Annotated in this window: 14 protein-coding genes; all 14 read left to right on the top strand. The window is 35.1% G+C overall.

All coding sequences use genetic code 11. The features are described from left to right. Nucleotides 1–88: 88 nt before the first annotated feature. The 14 genes from AC1PU0_RS12525 to AC1PU0_RS12460 all read left to right on the top strand — a co-directional run bounded on the left by AC1PU0_RS12525 (nt 89) and on the right by AC1PU0_RS12460 (nt 14,933). Complete coding sequence (locus AC1PU0_RS12525; protein WP_206849677.1) at nt 89–871, top strand: glycosyltransferase family 2 protein; 783 nt, start codon at nt 89–91, stop codon at nt 869–871. Continuing rightward, nucleotides 871–1,704: a glycosyltransferase gene (locus tag AC1PU0_RS12520; RefSeq protein WP_206849678.1), complete on the top strand. Its 834-nt coding sequence runs from the start codon at nt 871–873 to the stop codon at nt 1,702–1,704. The genes AC1PU0_RS12525 and AC1PU0_RS12520 overlap by 1 nt, the downstream gene beginning before the upstream one ends. Continuing rightward, the gene (locus AC1PU0_RS12515; RefSeq protein ID WP_206849679.1) at nt 1,705–2,418 is read left to right on the top strand and encodes a glycosyltransferase family 2 protein; all 714 of its coding nucleotides are present in this window, start codon (nt 1,705–1,707) and stop codon (nt 2,416–2,418) included. It abuts the gene before it with no gap. 119 nt (nt 2,419–2,537) lie between these two features. Then, the gene (gene rfbA / locus AC1PU0_RS12510) at nt 2,538–3,407 is read left to right on the top strand and encodes a glucose-1-phosphate thymidylyltransferase RfbA (RefSeq protein WP_069655408.1); all 870 of its coding nucleotides are present in this window, start codon (nt 2,538–2,540) and stop codon (nt 3,405–3,407) included. Nucleotides 3,408–3,418: 11 nt separating this feature from the next. Continuing rightward, complete coding sequence (rfbC, locus tag AC1PU0_RS12505; RefSeq protein ID WP_069655409.1) at nt 3,419–3,991, top strand: dTDP-4-dehydrorhamnose 3,5-epimerase; 573 nt, start codon at nt 3,419–3,421, stop codon at nt 3,989–3,991. A 24-nt stretch (nt 3,992–4,015) separates the two neighbouring features. Beyond that, nucleotides 4,016–5,044, top strand: a complete 1,029-nt coding sequence (gene rfbB, locus AC1PU0_RS12500; RefSeq protein ID WP_206849680.1) for a dTDP-glucose 4,6-dehydratase — start codon at nt 4,016–4,018, stop codon at nt 5,042–5,044. Nucleotides 5,045–5,302: 258 nt separating this feature from the next. Continuing rightward, entirely contained in the window at nt 5,303–6,145 is an 843-nt protein-coding gene (gene rfbD, locus AC1PU0_RS12495; RefSeq protein WP_069655411.1) for a dTDP-4-dehydrorhamnose reductase, read from the top strand. A 99-nt stretch (nt 6,146–6,244) separates the two neighbouring features. Then, a complete protein-coding gene (locus tag AC1PU0_RS12490; protein ID WP_206849681.1) occupies nt 6,245–8,128 on the top strand; it encodes a DUF2142 domain-containing protein in 1,884 nt (627 codons plus the stop codon). Between the two features lie 30 nt (nt 8,129–8,158). Beyond that, nucleotides 8,159–8,887, top strand: coding sequence for a glycosyltransferase family 2 protein (locus tag AC1PU0_RS12485; protein ID WP_206849682.1), 729 nt, complete (start codon nt 8,159–8,161; stop codon nt 8,885–8,887). Continuing rightward, the gene (locus tag AC1PU0_RS12480) at nt 8,887–9,228 is read left to right on the top strand and encodes a DUF2304 domain-containing protein (protein ID WP_206849683.1); all 342 of its coding nucleotides are present in this window, start codon (nt 8,887–8,889) and stop codon (nt 9,226–9,228) included. Before AC1PU0_RS12485 ends, AC1PU0_RS12480 begins: the two co-directional genes overlap by 1 nt. Next, nucleotides 9,228–9,572: a hypothetical protein gene (locus AC1PU0_RS12475; protein ID WP_069655415.1), complete on the top strand. Its 345-nt coding sequence runs from the start codon at nt 9,228–9,230 to the stop codon at nt 9,570–9,572. Before AC1PU0_RS12480 ends, AC1PU0_RS12475 begins: the two co-directional genes overlap by 1 nt. A 151-nt stretch (nt 9,573–9,723) precedes the next feature. Beyond that, complete coding sequence (locus tag AC1PU0_RS12470) at nt 9,724–10,518, top strand: ABC transporter permease (protein ID WP_111248333.1); 795 nt, start codon at nt 9,724–9,726, stop codon at nt 10,516–10,518. A 64-nt stretch (nt 10,519–10,582) separates the two neighbouring features. Then, a complete protein-coding gene (locus tag AC1PU0_RS12465) occupies nt 10,583–11,800 on the top strand; it encodes an ABC transporter ATP-binding protein (protein WP_206849685.1) in 1,218 nt (405 codons plus the stop codon). Next, nucleotides 11,790–14,933, top strand: coding sequence for a glycosyltransferase (locus tag AC1PU0_RS12460; RefSeq protein ID WP_206849687.1), 3,144 nt, complete (start codon nt 11,790–11,792; stop codon nt 14,931–14,933). The genes AC1PU0_RS12465 and AC1PU0_RS12460 overlap by 11 nt, the downstream gene beginning before the upstream one ends. The last annotated feature ends 22 nt before the right edge of the window (nt 14,934–14,955 follow it).

The following is a 14,955-nucleotide window of genomic DNA, read 5'->3' as shown; positions in this document are numbered from 1 at the left end:
ACAATAGTTCCTTGACTTTGGGTTACGACAGGCTAAGTTAAAAAACGACTGGTTTGATTAATTTGATTTTAAATGAGGTGCAAAAAATATGAATGATAGAATAACGATTTCCATTGTTACTCATAATAGCCGTCATATTTTTGATGTGCTTGATAATTTAAAAACTGAATTGGGCCTAGAGTCAAACTATGATATACATATTTTTGACAATGCTTCTGAGCAAAGCTATATAGAGAAACTTGAACAGTATGGTTCATTTATTCTGTTACATAGAGCTGAGGAAAATAATGGTTTTGGTTATGGACATAATCAGATTTTAAAAAAGGTTGCTACGCGTTATGCGGTCATTTTTAATCCAGATGTTTTGATTACAAAAAAGGCTTTGGACGAAATGATTCAGCGTATCAAAGCAGAGGAACAATTGGCTGCTGTTTGTCCTAAAGTCTTAAATTCAGATGGAACAACGCAGTATTTAGTCCGTCAAAAATTAGATGTCTTTGATTATATGCTACGATTTGTTCCATTTCAATCAGTCAAAAAGCTATTTGATAAGCGTTTAAGTTATTATGAATGTCGCAACTTACCTGATGATCGTACCTCCTATATAAAAATGGGTTCTGGTTGTTTTATGGTGATCGATATCGATAAATTTAAACAGGTCGGCGGTTTTGATGAGCGCTTTTTCATGTATTTTGAAGACAATGATCTTTGTTTGAGTTTTGGCAAAGCTGGATATAACATTTTATACACCCCTTTTGAAACCGTGATTCACTTGTATGAGAAGGGTGCGCATAAAAATAAAGATTTATTTAAGATATTTTTACACTCAATGATAAAATTTTTCAACAAATGGGGCTGGAGGTTTTTCTAGTGGAGAATAAGTTGGTCATTACGATGGTTTTATATCAAACTAAATTCTCAGAAACACCTAGCTATGACTATATAAAAAGAATGATATCAGAAAAAAAATCAGTGTATTTATTTATTTACGATAATAGTCAAAACGAGCAAGCGGATACATTGTTCTCGTTTCAAAATGTTCGTTACGTTCACGATGGAACGAATCCAGGATTGGCTAAAGCATATAACGCAGGAAGGCACTGTCTTAATGAAGTGCAGGGCGACTTGTTGTTATTGCTAGATCAAGATACTTTGCTTGATGAGTATTACCTTGAACGTCTACTTAGTTTATCTCTAGATCCTGAGGTTGGAGCGTATGTTCCAATTGTCAGCTCTCATGGCAGACAAATTTCTCCGGTTTTTTCTGATAAATATATCGGAGGTCGATCTGAACTGCCAAAAGCCGGTACCTATTCAGAAAAAATTATGAGCATTAATTCTGGAACTGTACTTCCTGAGGCAACACTGAGTAGTATTGGTTCCTTTAACTTGGATTTTCCGTTGGACTTTTTAGATCATTGGCTTTTTTGGAAGATCCATCAATTAGATAAAAAAATCAGTGTGTTGAATAATCATCTAACGCATGATCTATCTGTGTTGGACTACCAAACAATCAACAGTAAACGTTATGAATCGATTATTAGCGGAGAAACGCTATTTTATAAGAAGTATGATCAAGAGCAATTTTACAACCACAGAAGACATTTGCTTTTAAGAACGGTCAAGCAATTTTTGCGGGTCAAGAATCGTAAAATTTGGCGACGAACATTTTTAGAATATCGATTGCTAATGAAAGGAAAATAGATGATTTCAGTTTGCATTGCCACTTACAATGGAGAAAAATATTTAGAAGAACAGCTCGATAGTATTTTACCTCAATTGGCTTCTCAAGATGAGCTAATTATATCTGATGATGGATCTAAAGATGCAACATTGGCTATTATCAAACGATATAGAGCACAAGATTCGCGGGTAAAATTTTTTAACGGACCAGGAAAAGGCGTGATTGCGAATTTTGAATTTGCTATCAATCAAAGTCAGGGCGAATTCATTTTTTTGGCAGATCAAGATGATGTTTGGCAGCCTGAAAAAGTTCAAATAACCTTAGAATTTTTTCACACGCATCCTAAAATAGAGTTAGTAATCAGTGATTTGGTGATCGTGAACGAACAGTTGGATGTAATCGAACCTTCTTATTTTGAGTACCGAAACGTTAAATTAGGCTTTCTTCATAATATTGTCAAAAATAAATATATCGGTGCAGGTATGGCATTTCGCAGTGAGTTAAAGACAAGAATATTGCCCATTCCTGCTAAGGTCCCGATGCATGACATGTGGATCGGTTTGATTGCAGCTTATGGAAATAAAAGTGCATTGATAGCACAACCGCTTACTTTATATCGTAGGCATAGCGATAATGCGAGTGAAATCAATACAAAAGCCAGCTTTTATCAGCAACTGAAATGGCGGTGTGCTATTAGTTACGTGCTCTTCAGAAGGATATTTTTAAATTCATAGTCAACTGCTATTTTACAGTTTTGTAAAATATTCTTAAAATGAATGACAATCATAGCTAATAATGCAATAATAACAGTTAGTAAATAACAATAAAATAAATTAGTATAAGGAGTTTTTTCATGAAAGGGATCATCTTAGCTGGAGGAAGTGGAACCAGATTATATCCATTAACGAAAGCCACATCAAAACAATTAATGCCTATCTATGACAAACCAATGATCTACTACCCAATGTCAACCTTGATGTTAGCAGGTATCAAAGAAATTCTGATTATCTCGACACCGGATGATACACCTCGCTTTGAAAGTTTGTTCGGCGACGGGAAAGATCTAGGGATTCATATTGAATATGCGGTTCAGGAAAGTCCTGATGGATTAGCACAAGCATTCATTATTGGTGAAGAATTCATTGGCGATGATAGTGTGTGTTTAGTTTTAGGTGATAATATTTATTATGGTGGTGGTTTATCGAATATGTTGCAGCGTGCAGCGTCAAAAGAAAACGGAGCCACTGTTTTCGGATACCATGTGAATGACCCAGAACGTTTTGGTGTAGTTGAATTTGATAATCAGATGACTGCTCTTTCAATTGAAGAAAAACCTGAGAAACCAAAATCAAATTACGCTGTTACTGGTTTGTATTTTTATGATAACGAAGTAATCGAAATCGCTAAAAATATCAAACCATCTGATCGTGGTGAATTAGAAATCACAGATGTAAATAAAGTATATTTAGAAAAAAATAAATTGTCTGTTGAAGTGATGGGACGTGGGTTTGCATGGTTAGACACAGGAACTCATGAATCCCTATTAGAAGCGTCAACTTTTATTGAAACAATCGAGAAACGCCAAAACTTAAAAGTAGCTTGTTTGGAAGAAATTGCTTATCGAATGGGATACATCACAAGAGAGCAATTGATTGAACTGGCACAACCATTGAAGAAGAATGGGTATGGACAATATTTACTAAGATTGGCAGAAACAGATTAGGAGCGATTAGAATGAACGTTATTGACACAAAATTGCAAGATGTAAAAATCATTGAGATGGACGTATTTGGCGATCACCGCGGCTTTTTTACTGAAAGCTATTCTAAAGAAAAATTTGCTGAAAAAGGATTAGATTTTGACTTTGTACAAGACAACCATTCTCTTTCAAGCGAAGCGGGCGTATTACGTGGCTTGCATTTTCAAAAAGGTGAAGCAGCTCAAACAAAACTAATTCGTGTTGTAACAGGTGCGGTTTTAGATGTGATCGTTGACATCCGCAAAGGTAGTCCAACATATGGACAATGGGAAGGATATATTTTATCTGAACATAACCATCGTCAATTATTGGTACCGAAGGGCTATGCCCATGGCTTTGTAACGTTGACTCCAAATGTTAACTTTATGTATAAGTGCGATAATTACTATAATGCACCTGCAGATGGTGGTATTGCCTTTGATGACCCAGATTTAGCGATTGATTGGCCGATAGATATTCAAAAAGCAATTACCTCTGAAAAAGATAAAAATCATCCAACCTTAAAAGAATTTGAATCAGAAAATCCTTTTGTTTACGGTGAAATCTAAAAAAATTTAGGAGAGATCTTGAAGATGAAAAACATCATTGTTACTGGTGGAGCTGGCTTCATTGGATCAAACTTTGTTCATTATGTCGTGAACAATCATCCAGAAGTCCATGTCACGGTATTAGATAAATTAACATATGCAGGAAATAAGAAAAACCTTGAAGGACTACCAACAGATCGTGTTGAATTAGTCGTTGGCGATATCGCGGATGCTGAATTAGTGGATCGCTTGGTTCAAAATACTGATGCAGTAGTTCATTATGCGGCAGAATCTCATAACGATAATTCCCTGAATGATCCGTTTCCATTTGTGCAAACAAATATTATTGGTACGTATACTTTGATTGAAGCTTGTCGAAAACATGATGTACGCTATCATCATGTTTCAACAGACGAAGTTTATGGTGATTTACCTTTACGTGAAGACTTGCCAGGACATGGTGAAGGGGAAGGGGAAAAATTCACAGCAGAAACACCTTATAACCCTTCAAGCCCATATTCATCAACAAAAGCAGGTTCAGACTTATTAGTAAAAGCGTGGGGACGGTCATTTGGCTTAAAAGCAACAATTTCGAACTGTTCAAATAATTACGGACCTTACCAACATATTGAAAAATTTATTCCACGTCAAATTACCAATGTCTTAAGCGGAATTACACCTAAATTATACGGTGCGGGTAAAAATGTTCGTGATTGGATTCATACAAATGATCATTCTTCAGCTATTTGGACGATCCTAACAAAAGGAAAACTTGGTGAAACATACTTGATTGGCGCAGACGGAGAAGAAGATAATAAAGCTGTAATGGAATTAATTTTGGAATTAATGGGTGAACCAAAAGATGCATACGAACACGTAAATGATCGACCAGGTCATGATTTACGTTATGCGATCGATTCTTCAAAATTACGTGAAGAATTAGGCTGGACGCCAGAATTTACTAATTTCCGTGATGGTTTAGCTGATACAATCAAATGGTATACAGAAAATTCAAGTTGGTGGGAAGCAGACAAAGCTGCTGTGGAAGCCAATTATGCGAAAAACGGTCAATAAATCGTGACTGGATTATAGAATCCAGATAAACGGTGTATTCAGTAACTATTCTGCTACACTTCGATTACATCAGATTTTAACCGAGTATGATTACAATAATGAGTTGTTGAGCGTGGAACAAACCTAAAAATTGGTTTTGCTCCACGCTCTAAATACGAATGGATAGTGGATAGAAGCAAAAATAGGTTGATTTTATCCGTTTTCAGTCAAGATAAAATGAGCCCGTCATGCTTTTAAATTTACGAGGAGGAAACAAAAATGATACTTTTAACCGGTGGTAATGGGCAACTTGGTACGGAGTTGCGTCATTTATTGGACGAACAAGGAATGGAATACGTTTCCACAGATTCAAAAGAATTAGATATTACAGATGCAGAGAAAACAATGGCTTATATCACTAATTTGAAGCCTAAATTGATTTATCATTGTGCGGCGTATACAGCTGTGGACAAAGCGGAGGACGAAGGCAAAGAACTAGATGAGAAAATCAATGTAGAGGGGACACGCAACGTAGCCATTGCGGCTAAAGCAGTTGATGCAACCTTGGTTTATATCAGTACAGATTATGTATTTGATGGGACTAAAAAAGATGAAATGTACAAGACTGATGATCAGACAAATCCTCAAAACGAGTATGGTCGGACGAAATTACTAGGGGAACAAATTGTTCAGGATATCCTGGAAAAATATTACATCATCCGTACTTCGTGGGTGTTTGGTCAATATGGACATAATTTTGTCTTCACAATGCAAAAATTAGCGGAAACACGCAATCAATTGACTATTGTTGACGATCAATTCGGCCGTCCGACTTGGACAAGAACATTAGCTGAATTTATGGTTTTTGTTGTAAAAGAAGAAGCTCCTTATGGCGTGTATCATCTTTCAAATGATAATAGTTGCAACTGGTATGAATTTGCTAAAGAAATCTTAAAGAATACAGATGTAGAAGTTCTCCCAGTAGATTCAAGCCAATTTCCACAAAAAGCGACTAGACCAAAGTATTCAGTGATGGATCTTACTAAAACGAAGGCGTTAGGTTTTGAAATTCCGACTTGGGAAAAGGCATTAGAAAGTATGCTTGCCTCCCTTTCAAAATAATAAAAAGAATTTAAGGAATAGAAATGGTTAGGGCATTTCTATTCTTTAGGTATTTTTGTTACTAATTGAGGAGTAAATGAATGAAAAGGGTGGAGTAAGATGGCTGACATTTCTATGGATAAAAAGAAAAAGAATCTATATAAGTGGCTGATAATATTATTGAGTATTGTGTTTGTTGTATTGCTAATTGAGATGTTTGTATTTAATTCTTCCTATTTTAGATACGGAAATGTTAGTGAAGATGTAACGAATGTAACGCTTGAGAATATTAAAAAAACAGGAGAAAATAGCTATAAGCTGATTGATAAAACTGTTCAAGGCAAAATAATTATTCCAAATACTGAAAGTAAGGCGACTAGGCTTTCCTTCATTACATCCGTTGCCGAAGGCCCAGAAGCGAAAATAAAAATAACTAGTCCAGAAACAAATTACGGTGAACGAAAGATTCAACATTCGCTAGAAGTAATTAAACTTACAGATCAAAAGAAGCCGTTAACCCTATCCTTTATTGACGTCGGGGATAGAGAATTTCAAGTTTCAGAAATGAAGAAAACAAATCAGTTTCATTTTAATGTGATTCGCTTTTTTGTTTTGGTATCGTTCGTTATATTTGTTGTCTTGATTGCGAAGGGGACATTTAAAAATCGTTATGAGTATTTTGCTTTCTTAACGATCATTTTGTTTGGTTCATTGCTATCCATACTTATGCCAGTAGGACAAACAATGGATGAACGGGCTCATATTTTGAAGAGTATATCTGTAGCAGAGGGAAATTTATTCTTCGAAAATGGAGATAAACTGGAATTACCTGCAGGGTTTGAATCGATGTATAAGGAAGAACCTTACACTGCCTATGAAGAGTTCAGAGATATGTATAATAAAAATACAACCAAAGAAACCTCAGTAACAATAGAAGAGAAAAAAGAGACCTCTGCAGTAACCTACCCCTTTCTCTCCTATATATTTAGCGGAATCGGGATAAAAGTAGCGATGTTGTTTCAGCTACCCATGATTTTTTATGTATGGTTTGCTAGAATCTTTAATGTAGTAGCATACGGATTGCTAGCGTTTTTTTCAATCAAAAAAATGCCTTATGGTAAGAGGGTAATGGCGTTTTTTGCAGTTCAACCTGTTATGTTATATCTCGCAGCATCAGTTGGGGTAGATGCACTACTAGTGGGCGTGGTCATGTTAGGTTTTGCCCAGATCATGCGAATTCGTTATGAAAAGTCCCATATAAAATTGTCAGAATTTATCTTGATTGCCAGTTGTTTTAGTATGGCGATCATTATCAAAGTTGTATATGCACCTGTGTTAGTTTTATTTTTCTTATTAAGGCGAGAAAATTTTAAAAATAAAAAAGCCCAGTGGATTTTATATAGTACGCTATCTATAATATTATTTATTGTCGCTCTTTTAGTTTACAAGTATTCTGCTGACATGGGAATCAATCAATGGAGACTACCGAACGTTGATTCTGATAAACAAACGGTTGGAATTATAAAAAATCCAATCAGTTATCTTAAAATGCTAACTCTTTTCTTTTCATCAAACTGCATAAGTTACTTATCTGCAACATTTGGCTTAATGGGGTACGTACTCGTGATTAATCCGTTCGTGACTCTTCTAAATATATGTGTATGGGTGTTCTTATGTTTGTTCGATTATCAAGAAATTCAAAAAGAAAAAAATGTTTATTTTACTATAACAGAAAAAATGATTGTTGGTTTTTCTATTTTAAGTATGATTATTCTAAGTGCAACAGCACTTTACATGACATTCACACCAGTGGGAGCCGACAAAGTGGATGGATATCAGGCACGTTATCTAACCCCAATGGCATTTTTAGCCACGTACATGTTGACGTCAAGAAAGTTAGAATCTAAGTATAGCGAACAATCAATGGATAAAATAGCTTTTTTTAGCAGTTTATTGTTGCTTATCTTTGTTTTTATTCAAATTTTAATAAAATACTATTCTTAATAGTTACTAATTGGTAAAGGAGGAGTTACTTTGCGCGTTCTTTTAGTTATTCCTGCATATAATGAAGAATCAAATATATTAAATACAATTACGTCTATTGAATCATTTAAAAAAGAGAATAGTCATCACTATTCCTATACAATTGATTATATCGTAATCAATGACGGTTCAACTGATAAAACACAAGCAATTATAGAAAAAAATGAAATTAATGCGGTTCATTTAGTGATGAATTTGGGGATCGGTGGAGCTGTTCAAACGGGATATAAGTATGCTGAAGAAAACGAGTATGATATTGCGGTTCAATTTGATGGGGATGGACAGCATGATATCAACAGTTTAGACTTAGTCGTACAACCGATAATCAAAAAAGAAGCTGATTTCGTAATTGGTTCGAGGTTTTTACCAAACCAAAAAGCAGATTTCCAAACAACCTTTATGCGTCGTATCGGGATTAGAATTCTTTCTTTTTTGATTTATCTATCGTCAGGGAAAAAAATATATGATGTAACTTCTGGGTATCGTGCTTGCAATAAGGAAATCATCAGCTATTTTTCTAAAAAGTATCCGACGAGTTATCCAGAACCCGAATCAACTGTACATCTGCTTAAAAAGAAATTCAAAATCAAGGAAGTTGCTGTTAATATGATGGAACGATCAGGTGGTCAATCATCGATTCGTTCGTTTACTTCGGTCAAATATATGTTTGAAGTAAGTATTGCAATCATTGTTTCAGGTTTTATGCGGGAGGGAGACTAATGAGCCCAATTTTAAGAGTTGAAATGTTACTATTCTCTTTGCTCTTTTTTGTTTATATTATTCGTTCGATTAATAAAAATATTTTTTTGCTAAAAAATGCGATTAGGTGGTTGTTTATATCGGCGGGTTTGGTGATTTTTGCTCTTTTTCCTAAATTACCAGAATGGTTTGCCAAATTGTTAGGATTTGAAACAACCTCTAATTTTTTAATCATCGCTGCAATCTTTGTTTTGCTGTTTATTGAAATCAAGAATTCTGCGTTGTTATCAAAACAGCAAAACCAACTAAAGCTGTTAATTCAAGAACTTTCAATATTGAAAGATAAAAAGGAGAAAAAATAATGTTATTATTCTTAATATATGTTGTATTATCAACTTCAGGTTTGATTTTAGTGAAATTAGGTTCTCAGGCAAATTCAATTCAAATCACGAATGCTGTTTTTTCTTTTTCAATGTCTTTCACAACAATCATAGGCTTTTTATGTTACATGTTTAGTTTTGTACTGTGGATGGTCATTATCAGCAAATCAGAAGTATCTTATATTGTTCCTATGGGCGTCGCCTTTACCAATATTGCTGTGTTAATAGGTTCTAAACTTATCCTGCAAGAACAAGTCTCCCTTGGAACCGTTATTGGGACATGTGTGATTATTTTAGGGATTGTTATTATTCAAATCGCCAAGTAAAAAGCCTTTAAAATGAACGTTTAGAGTTTAAATCTTAAGAAAATACTTACATAACTTGAAAAAAGTGCGCATATTCTTTAAACTAGTAATGTTATGCAGCTTATTTTAGTAGAAATATAAAAGCGATGGGAATAGGAAAGGAAAAGAGTCAATGATACGAGAAACACTATCCATTTTTAAAAATATTTTTGAAAATAGAAAGCTATTAATACAGTTTTCGTTTAACGATTTTAAATCAAAATATGCAGGTTCTGCACTAGGGATCATCTGGGCATTTATTACGCCTTTAGTAACTGTGTTGACCTATTGGTTTGTTTTTTCGCAAATACGACCTCGGGGAGCTAATGAAGAGTTTCCGTTTATTGTCTATCTCGTTACAGGTTTGATTCCATGGTTCTTTTTCTCGGATTCATTGCTGTCTGCAACCAACGTGTTTAAGGAATACAGCTACCTTGTAAAAAAAGTAGTTTTTAACGTACAAATTCTACCAACATCAAAGATTTTATCTAGCTTATATACACACCTATTCTTTATTGTAATTGGTTTTGGGATTACGTCACTAAGTGGTATTTACCCAACGTTGCAAAGCTTACAGTTGATTTATTATCTATTTTGTCTCATTATCTTTTTGACAGGTGTAACATGGCTGACAGCTTCTACCCAACCGTTTTTACCAGATATTATGCAATTTATTAATGTAGCGATGCAAACAATTATGTGGACCTTGCCAATCTTATGGCAGCCATCTGGTTGGATTGAGCAAGTGCTAAAACTAAATCCGCTATATTATATTATCCAAGGCTATCGTGATTCCTTTACAGGTGGAGCTTGGTTCTGGGAACATTGGCAGTATGGCTTGTATTTCTGGGGCTTTACAATAGTTCTTTTATTAATTGGGTCTACAGTCTTTAGACGTTTGAAACCACATTTTTCAGATGTATTATAAACAGGACCCAGTAGAGCTAAAACATACTGAAATATGTGATCGATAAACACAAGGAGATTAAACAATGTCAGAATATGCAATCGATATACAGAATATAACCAAAACATATAATATGTACAAAAAACCATCTGATCGTTTTAAAGAAGCTCTGAATCCAATGAAAAAAACATATCACGAACTCTTTTATGCGTTAAAAGATGTGACGATGCAAATAGAAAAAGGCGAAATGATCGGATTTGTTGGAGAAAATGGTTCTGGTAAATCAACGATTCTTAAAATAATTACAGGTGTCCTAACACCGACTTCTGGTTCTATGAAAATCAACGGGAAAATTTCAGCATTATTGGAATTAGGCTCAGGATTCAATCCAGAGTATTCTGGTTATGAAAATATTTTTCTAAATGGAATGGTTCTTGGTTTTTCTAGAGAAGAAATGGAAGAACGAGTAGAGGAAGTTATCAAGTTTGCTGATATCGGTGATCATTTGTATCAACCGGTCAAAACATATTCAAGCGGAATGTTTGTCCGTTTAGCTTTTGCTGTAGCTATCAATGTTGATCCTGATATCTTGATCGTAGACGAAGCATTAGCAGTGGGCGATTTAGAATTCCAACTGAAATGTATGGAGAAGTTTACTGAAATCAAAAATTCCGGTAAGACAATTCTTTTTGTTTCTCACGATGTTAATTCTGTTCGTCGTTTTTGTGATCGCACATTTTGGTTGAAAAATGGAGAAGTTGTTGAATACGGAGATACGATGGATGTAACGACAAACTACGAAAACTTCTTGAAGAAAAAATCAATCAAAACGGTTGACCGTGAAAAAACAATCCAAAATGAAGAAACAGTTCCAGATATTATCGAGATCGATAAAGCAACCTTATTGAATTACGCTTTGGAACCATTAGAGATTGTTAATCAAGATGAGAAGGTCATTGTAAAATTAGAGTATACTGTCAAAAATGATGCCATCAAATCACCTGTTTGTGGTGTTGCGATTCGAACAGTCGACAATAATTATGTTTGTGGACTAAATACATTGTTGGATGGCGTCAAAATCCCGTGGAAAAAAGGCAAAAACGTCTTTTATCTTGAATACGGGAAAATGTCTCTTTTGACAGGTGAATATTACTTTGATATTGCCTTCTTTGAAGAACACGCCACAGTACCTTTGGTTTACAAAACGAAATACCTTAACATGTTTATTAGTGGTCGCTATGCAGGCGAAGGCATTGTCATTTTAGATCATGAATGGAAGGATACTATTAAAGATGAAATATGATTTTGAAATGGAAGTTGACGAGAGTACCAGTGTTGGTAAAATCGTTGCCCAAATTAAAGAGAATAGTCGAGTATTAGAATTCGGTCCAGGAAATGGTCGAATGACGAAGTATTTGATCGAAGAGAAAAATTGTTATGTCGCAATCGTTGAACTTGATAAAGAGCTATATAATCACGTCAAAGAGTTTTCTAATGATGGTTTTTATGGCAATATCGATGAAGAAGCTTGGACGAAACATTTTGAAGGGCAAACCTTTGATTATATTATTTTTGCGGATGTGTTAGAGCATTTAATGGATCCTAAAAATGCACTTATGAAAGTGAAACCTTTTTTAAGTGCAGAAGGACAAATCTTGATCACATTCCCAAATATTGCACATAATTCTGTTTTGATCGATCTATTTAATAATAAATTAGATTGGCGTGAAACAGGCTTACTTGATGCAACACATAAGTCTTTCTTCGTTCAAAGCGGCTTTGAAAAACTTTTCGAAGAAATTGGTTTGTTTATTGCCAAAGAGGATTTTACACTCAATGAAGTGGGCTATAATGAACTTGAATCTACCTATGAAGACTTGCCAGTGGAAGTTCGTGCTGCTTTTAAAGCGCGTCCATTTGGGGAAGTCTATCAGTATTTTTACGCACTTTCTGCCCAACCTGTGGCACATCCGATTCGTACAGTGCCTGAAAATTCAAGCTATAGGAAGAATATTCATTTCCTATATGACTGCGGTGAAGAAGAGCAAAAAGAATTTGATGTTCAACTTAATAACGTGTCAGGTGAAAATAAAACATTCACGATCGATATTCCAAAAAATATCAAGTTATTGAAAATTTTCCCAAGCCTGACGGGAGCAGTAATAGATATCGAATTGACGGTTTCCGGAACAGCTATACAGCCTAGTGCGACAAATGCTGTTTACAACAAAGAAGCACGCTATTTTTTCTCTGACATTCAAGTACCTGTCATGGAAGTAGATGGAAAAACAATTGCTGGAAAAACAATGACAATCACAATAGACTACAAATACGAAGGTAATTTTTCTGATACAGTTCATGGACTGATTGATTATGCAATTGAGCAAAAAGCAGGAAATAATCAGGCAAAAAATACAGGATCAATGGTGAGTGGAAAAACAATGACAAAGTATAAAAAAGTATCCATCAGTAAATTTGATTCACTCGTGTCACTGAATATCGATGATATCGTGCGTCATGTTGAAGAGAAGAAGACTGTGATTCGCGGTTGGGCATATTCTAAAGAAGATAAGTTACCTATTGATTTTAATGTATCGGCTGAAGTAGCTATTGAATATTCTGTAACAAAAGAATACCGAAGAGATGTTATCGACATGTTTGAACTAAAAGGCGATCAAGAGTATGGCTTCGTGATTGAGGTGATCGATCCGGACGATCAACCAACTTACCTCTTAAATATTGCAGCTAATAACGGTCGGAAATTACAATATCGCTTAGAAAAACCTAATATGGTTCAACCTGGGAATAAGATTCAACGCGCGCTGCGCTCTGTGCAGACACGTGGACTTATCGGCTCGATGAAATGGTATTTTAAACGTCAAGAACAACAAGAAACACCAGTCGATCCTTCAGCTATTTTAGAAGAAATCAAAACATTTCAATTTCAGCCTAAAATTTCTGTAGCGGTTCCTGTTTATAATGTCGAAGAAAAATGGCTAGATGCCTGTGTGTCTTCCCTTCAAAATCAATACTATGAAAACTGGGAGCTATGTTTAGCCGATGATGCTTCACCAAGTGACTACATCAAGCCTTTACTTAAAAAATATGCGGATGCAGATGATCGCATCAAAGTCATTTATCGTGAAGAAAATGGTCATATCTCAGAAGCAACAAACTCAGCATTAACGATTGCAACGGGTGATTATATCGGATTTATGGATAATGATGATGAATTAGCTCCACAAGCGTTGTACGAAGTAGTTAAAGCTTTAAATGAAGATCAAACAATCGATTTTATCTACACAGATGAAGATAAAATCACGGAGAGTGGCAAGCGTTTCAATGCATTCTATAAATCTAAATGGAATTCTGAGCTGATTTTAAACCATAATTACATTACACATTTCGTTGTGATAAAACGTTCTTTATTGGATAAAACAGGTGGGTTAAAAACAGAATTTAACGGTGCTCAAGATTACGATTTTGTCTTACGTGCTACGGAGAATGCAGAAAATATCGCTCATATCCCAGGTATGATGTACCATTGGCGTGCGATTGAGTCATCAACCGCTTTGAATCCTGAAAGTAAAGGGTACGCCTATGTTGCTGGGCAACGTGCAGTACAAGCAGCAATGGATCGTCGCAATATCAAAGCAACTGTGGAAATTGCTGAATTTTATGGCTCGTATAAAATTAATTATATGTATGATACGATACCTAAAGTATCAATCGTGATTACCAATGACACGACAGATATCAATGATTATCTAAAAAAATTACTTGAGAAAACAATCTACGAAAACTACGAGATCGTCTTGCCGAAATCGATGAAAGAAAAAATTAAGTCATCGAGTAACAAGATCGTTTTTAGTGAAGGGCAAACAAGAGACGAATTGGTTGAATCGACGAATGGTGAATACACAGTTCTTTTGGATGCTGGTCTCGTTCCAACAAAAAGCAACTGGCTTGTTGAGATGATGAATATGGTGCAACAACCGACAGCGGGTATCGTAACAGGGAGAGTAGTAGATTATCGTTATCGTATCGAAAATATTGGTATGTCTATTGATATGGAGAAAAAACGGTTGATTTACCCAGAACAAGGAACACCTGGTAAGAGCTTAGGTTATTATTATCGAATCGCTTTACCAAGAAACGTTCAAGCGGCATCAGAAACCTGTATGATCTTTAGAAAAGCCGATTATCTTGCGGTTTCTGGTATCACTGAAGAGTTGGGTAAAGATGTCATGGGCGTAGATTTATCCTTGAAATTTGCGAAACAGCTAGACAAAAAAATTATCTATTGTTCTTATGCAATCTTCAAAGCAGAAGAAAAAAGTCAAAATTTTGATAAAAAAGGTAATTTCAAAGCGTTAACAGATAAATGGTCTGAACAAGAGTTAGTTGATTGTTATAGAAATCCAAAACGACAGTAAGATCAGATCTTTAAATATAAGG

It is taken from the genome of Enterococcus sp. XAF26B05_ASV22, from assembly GCF_056727285.1.
This window is presented reverse-complemented; position numbering and strand designations above follow the sequence as displayed.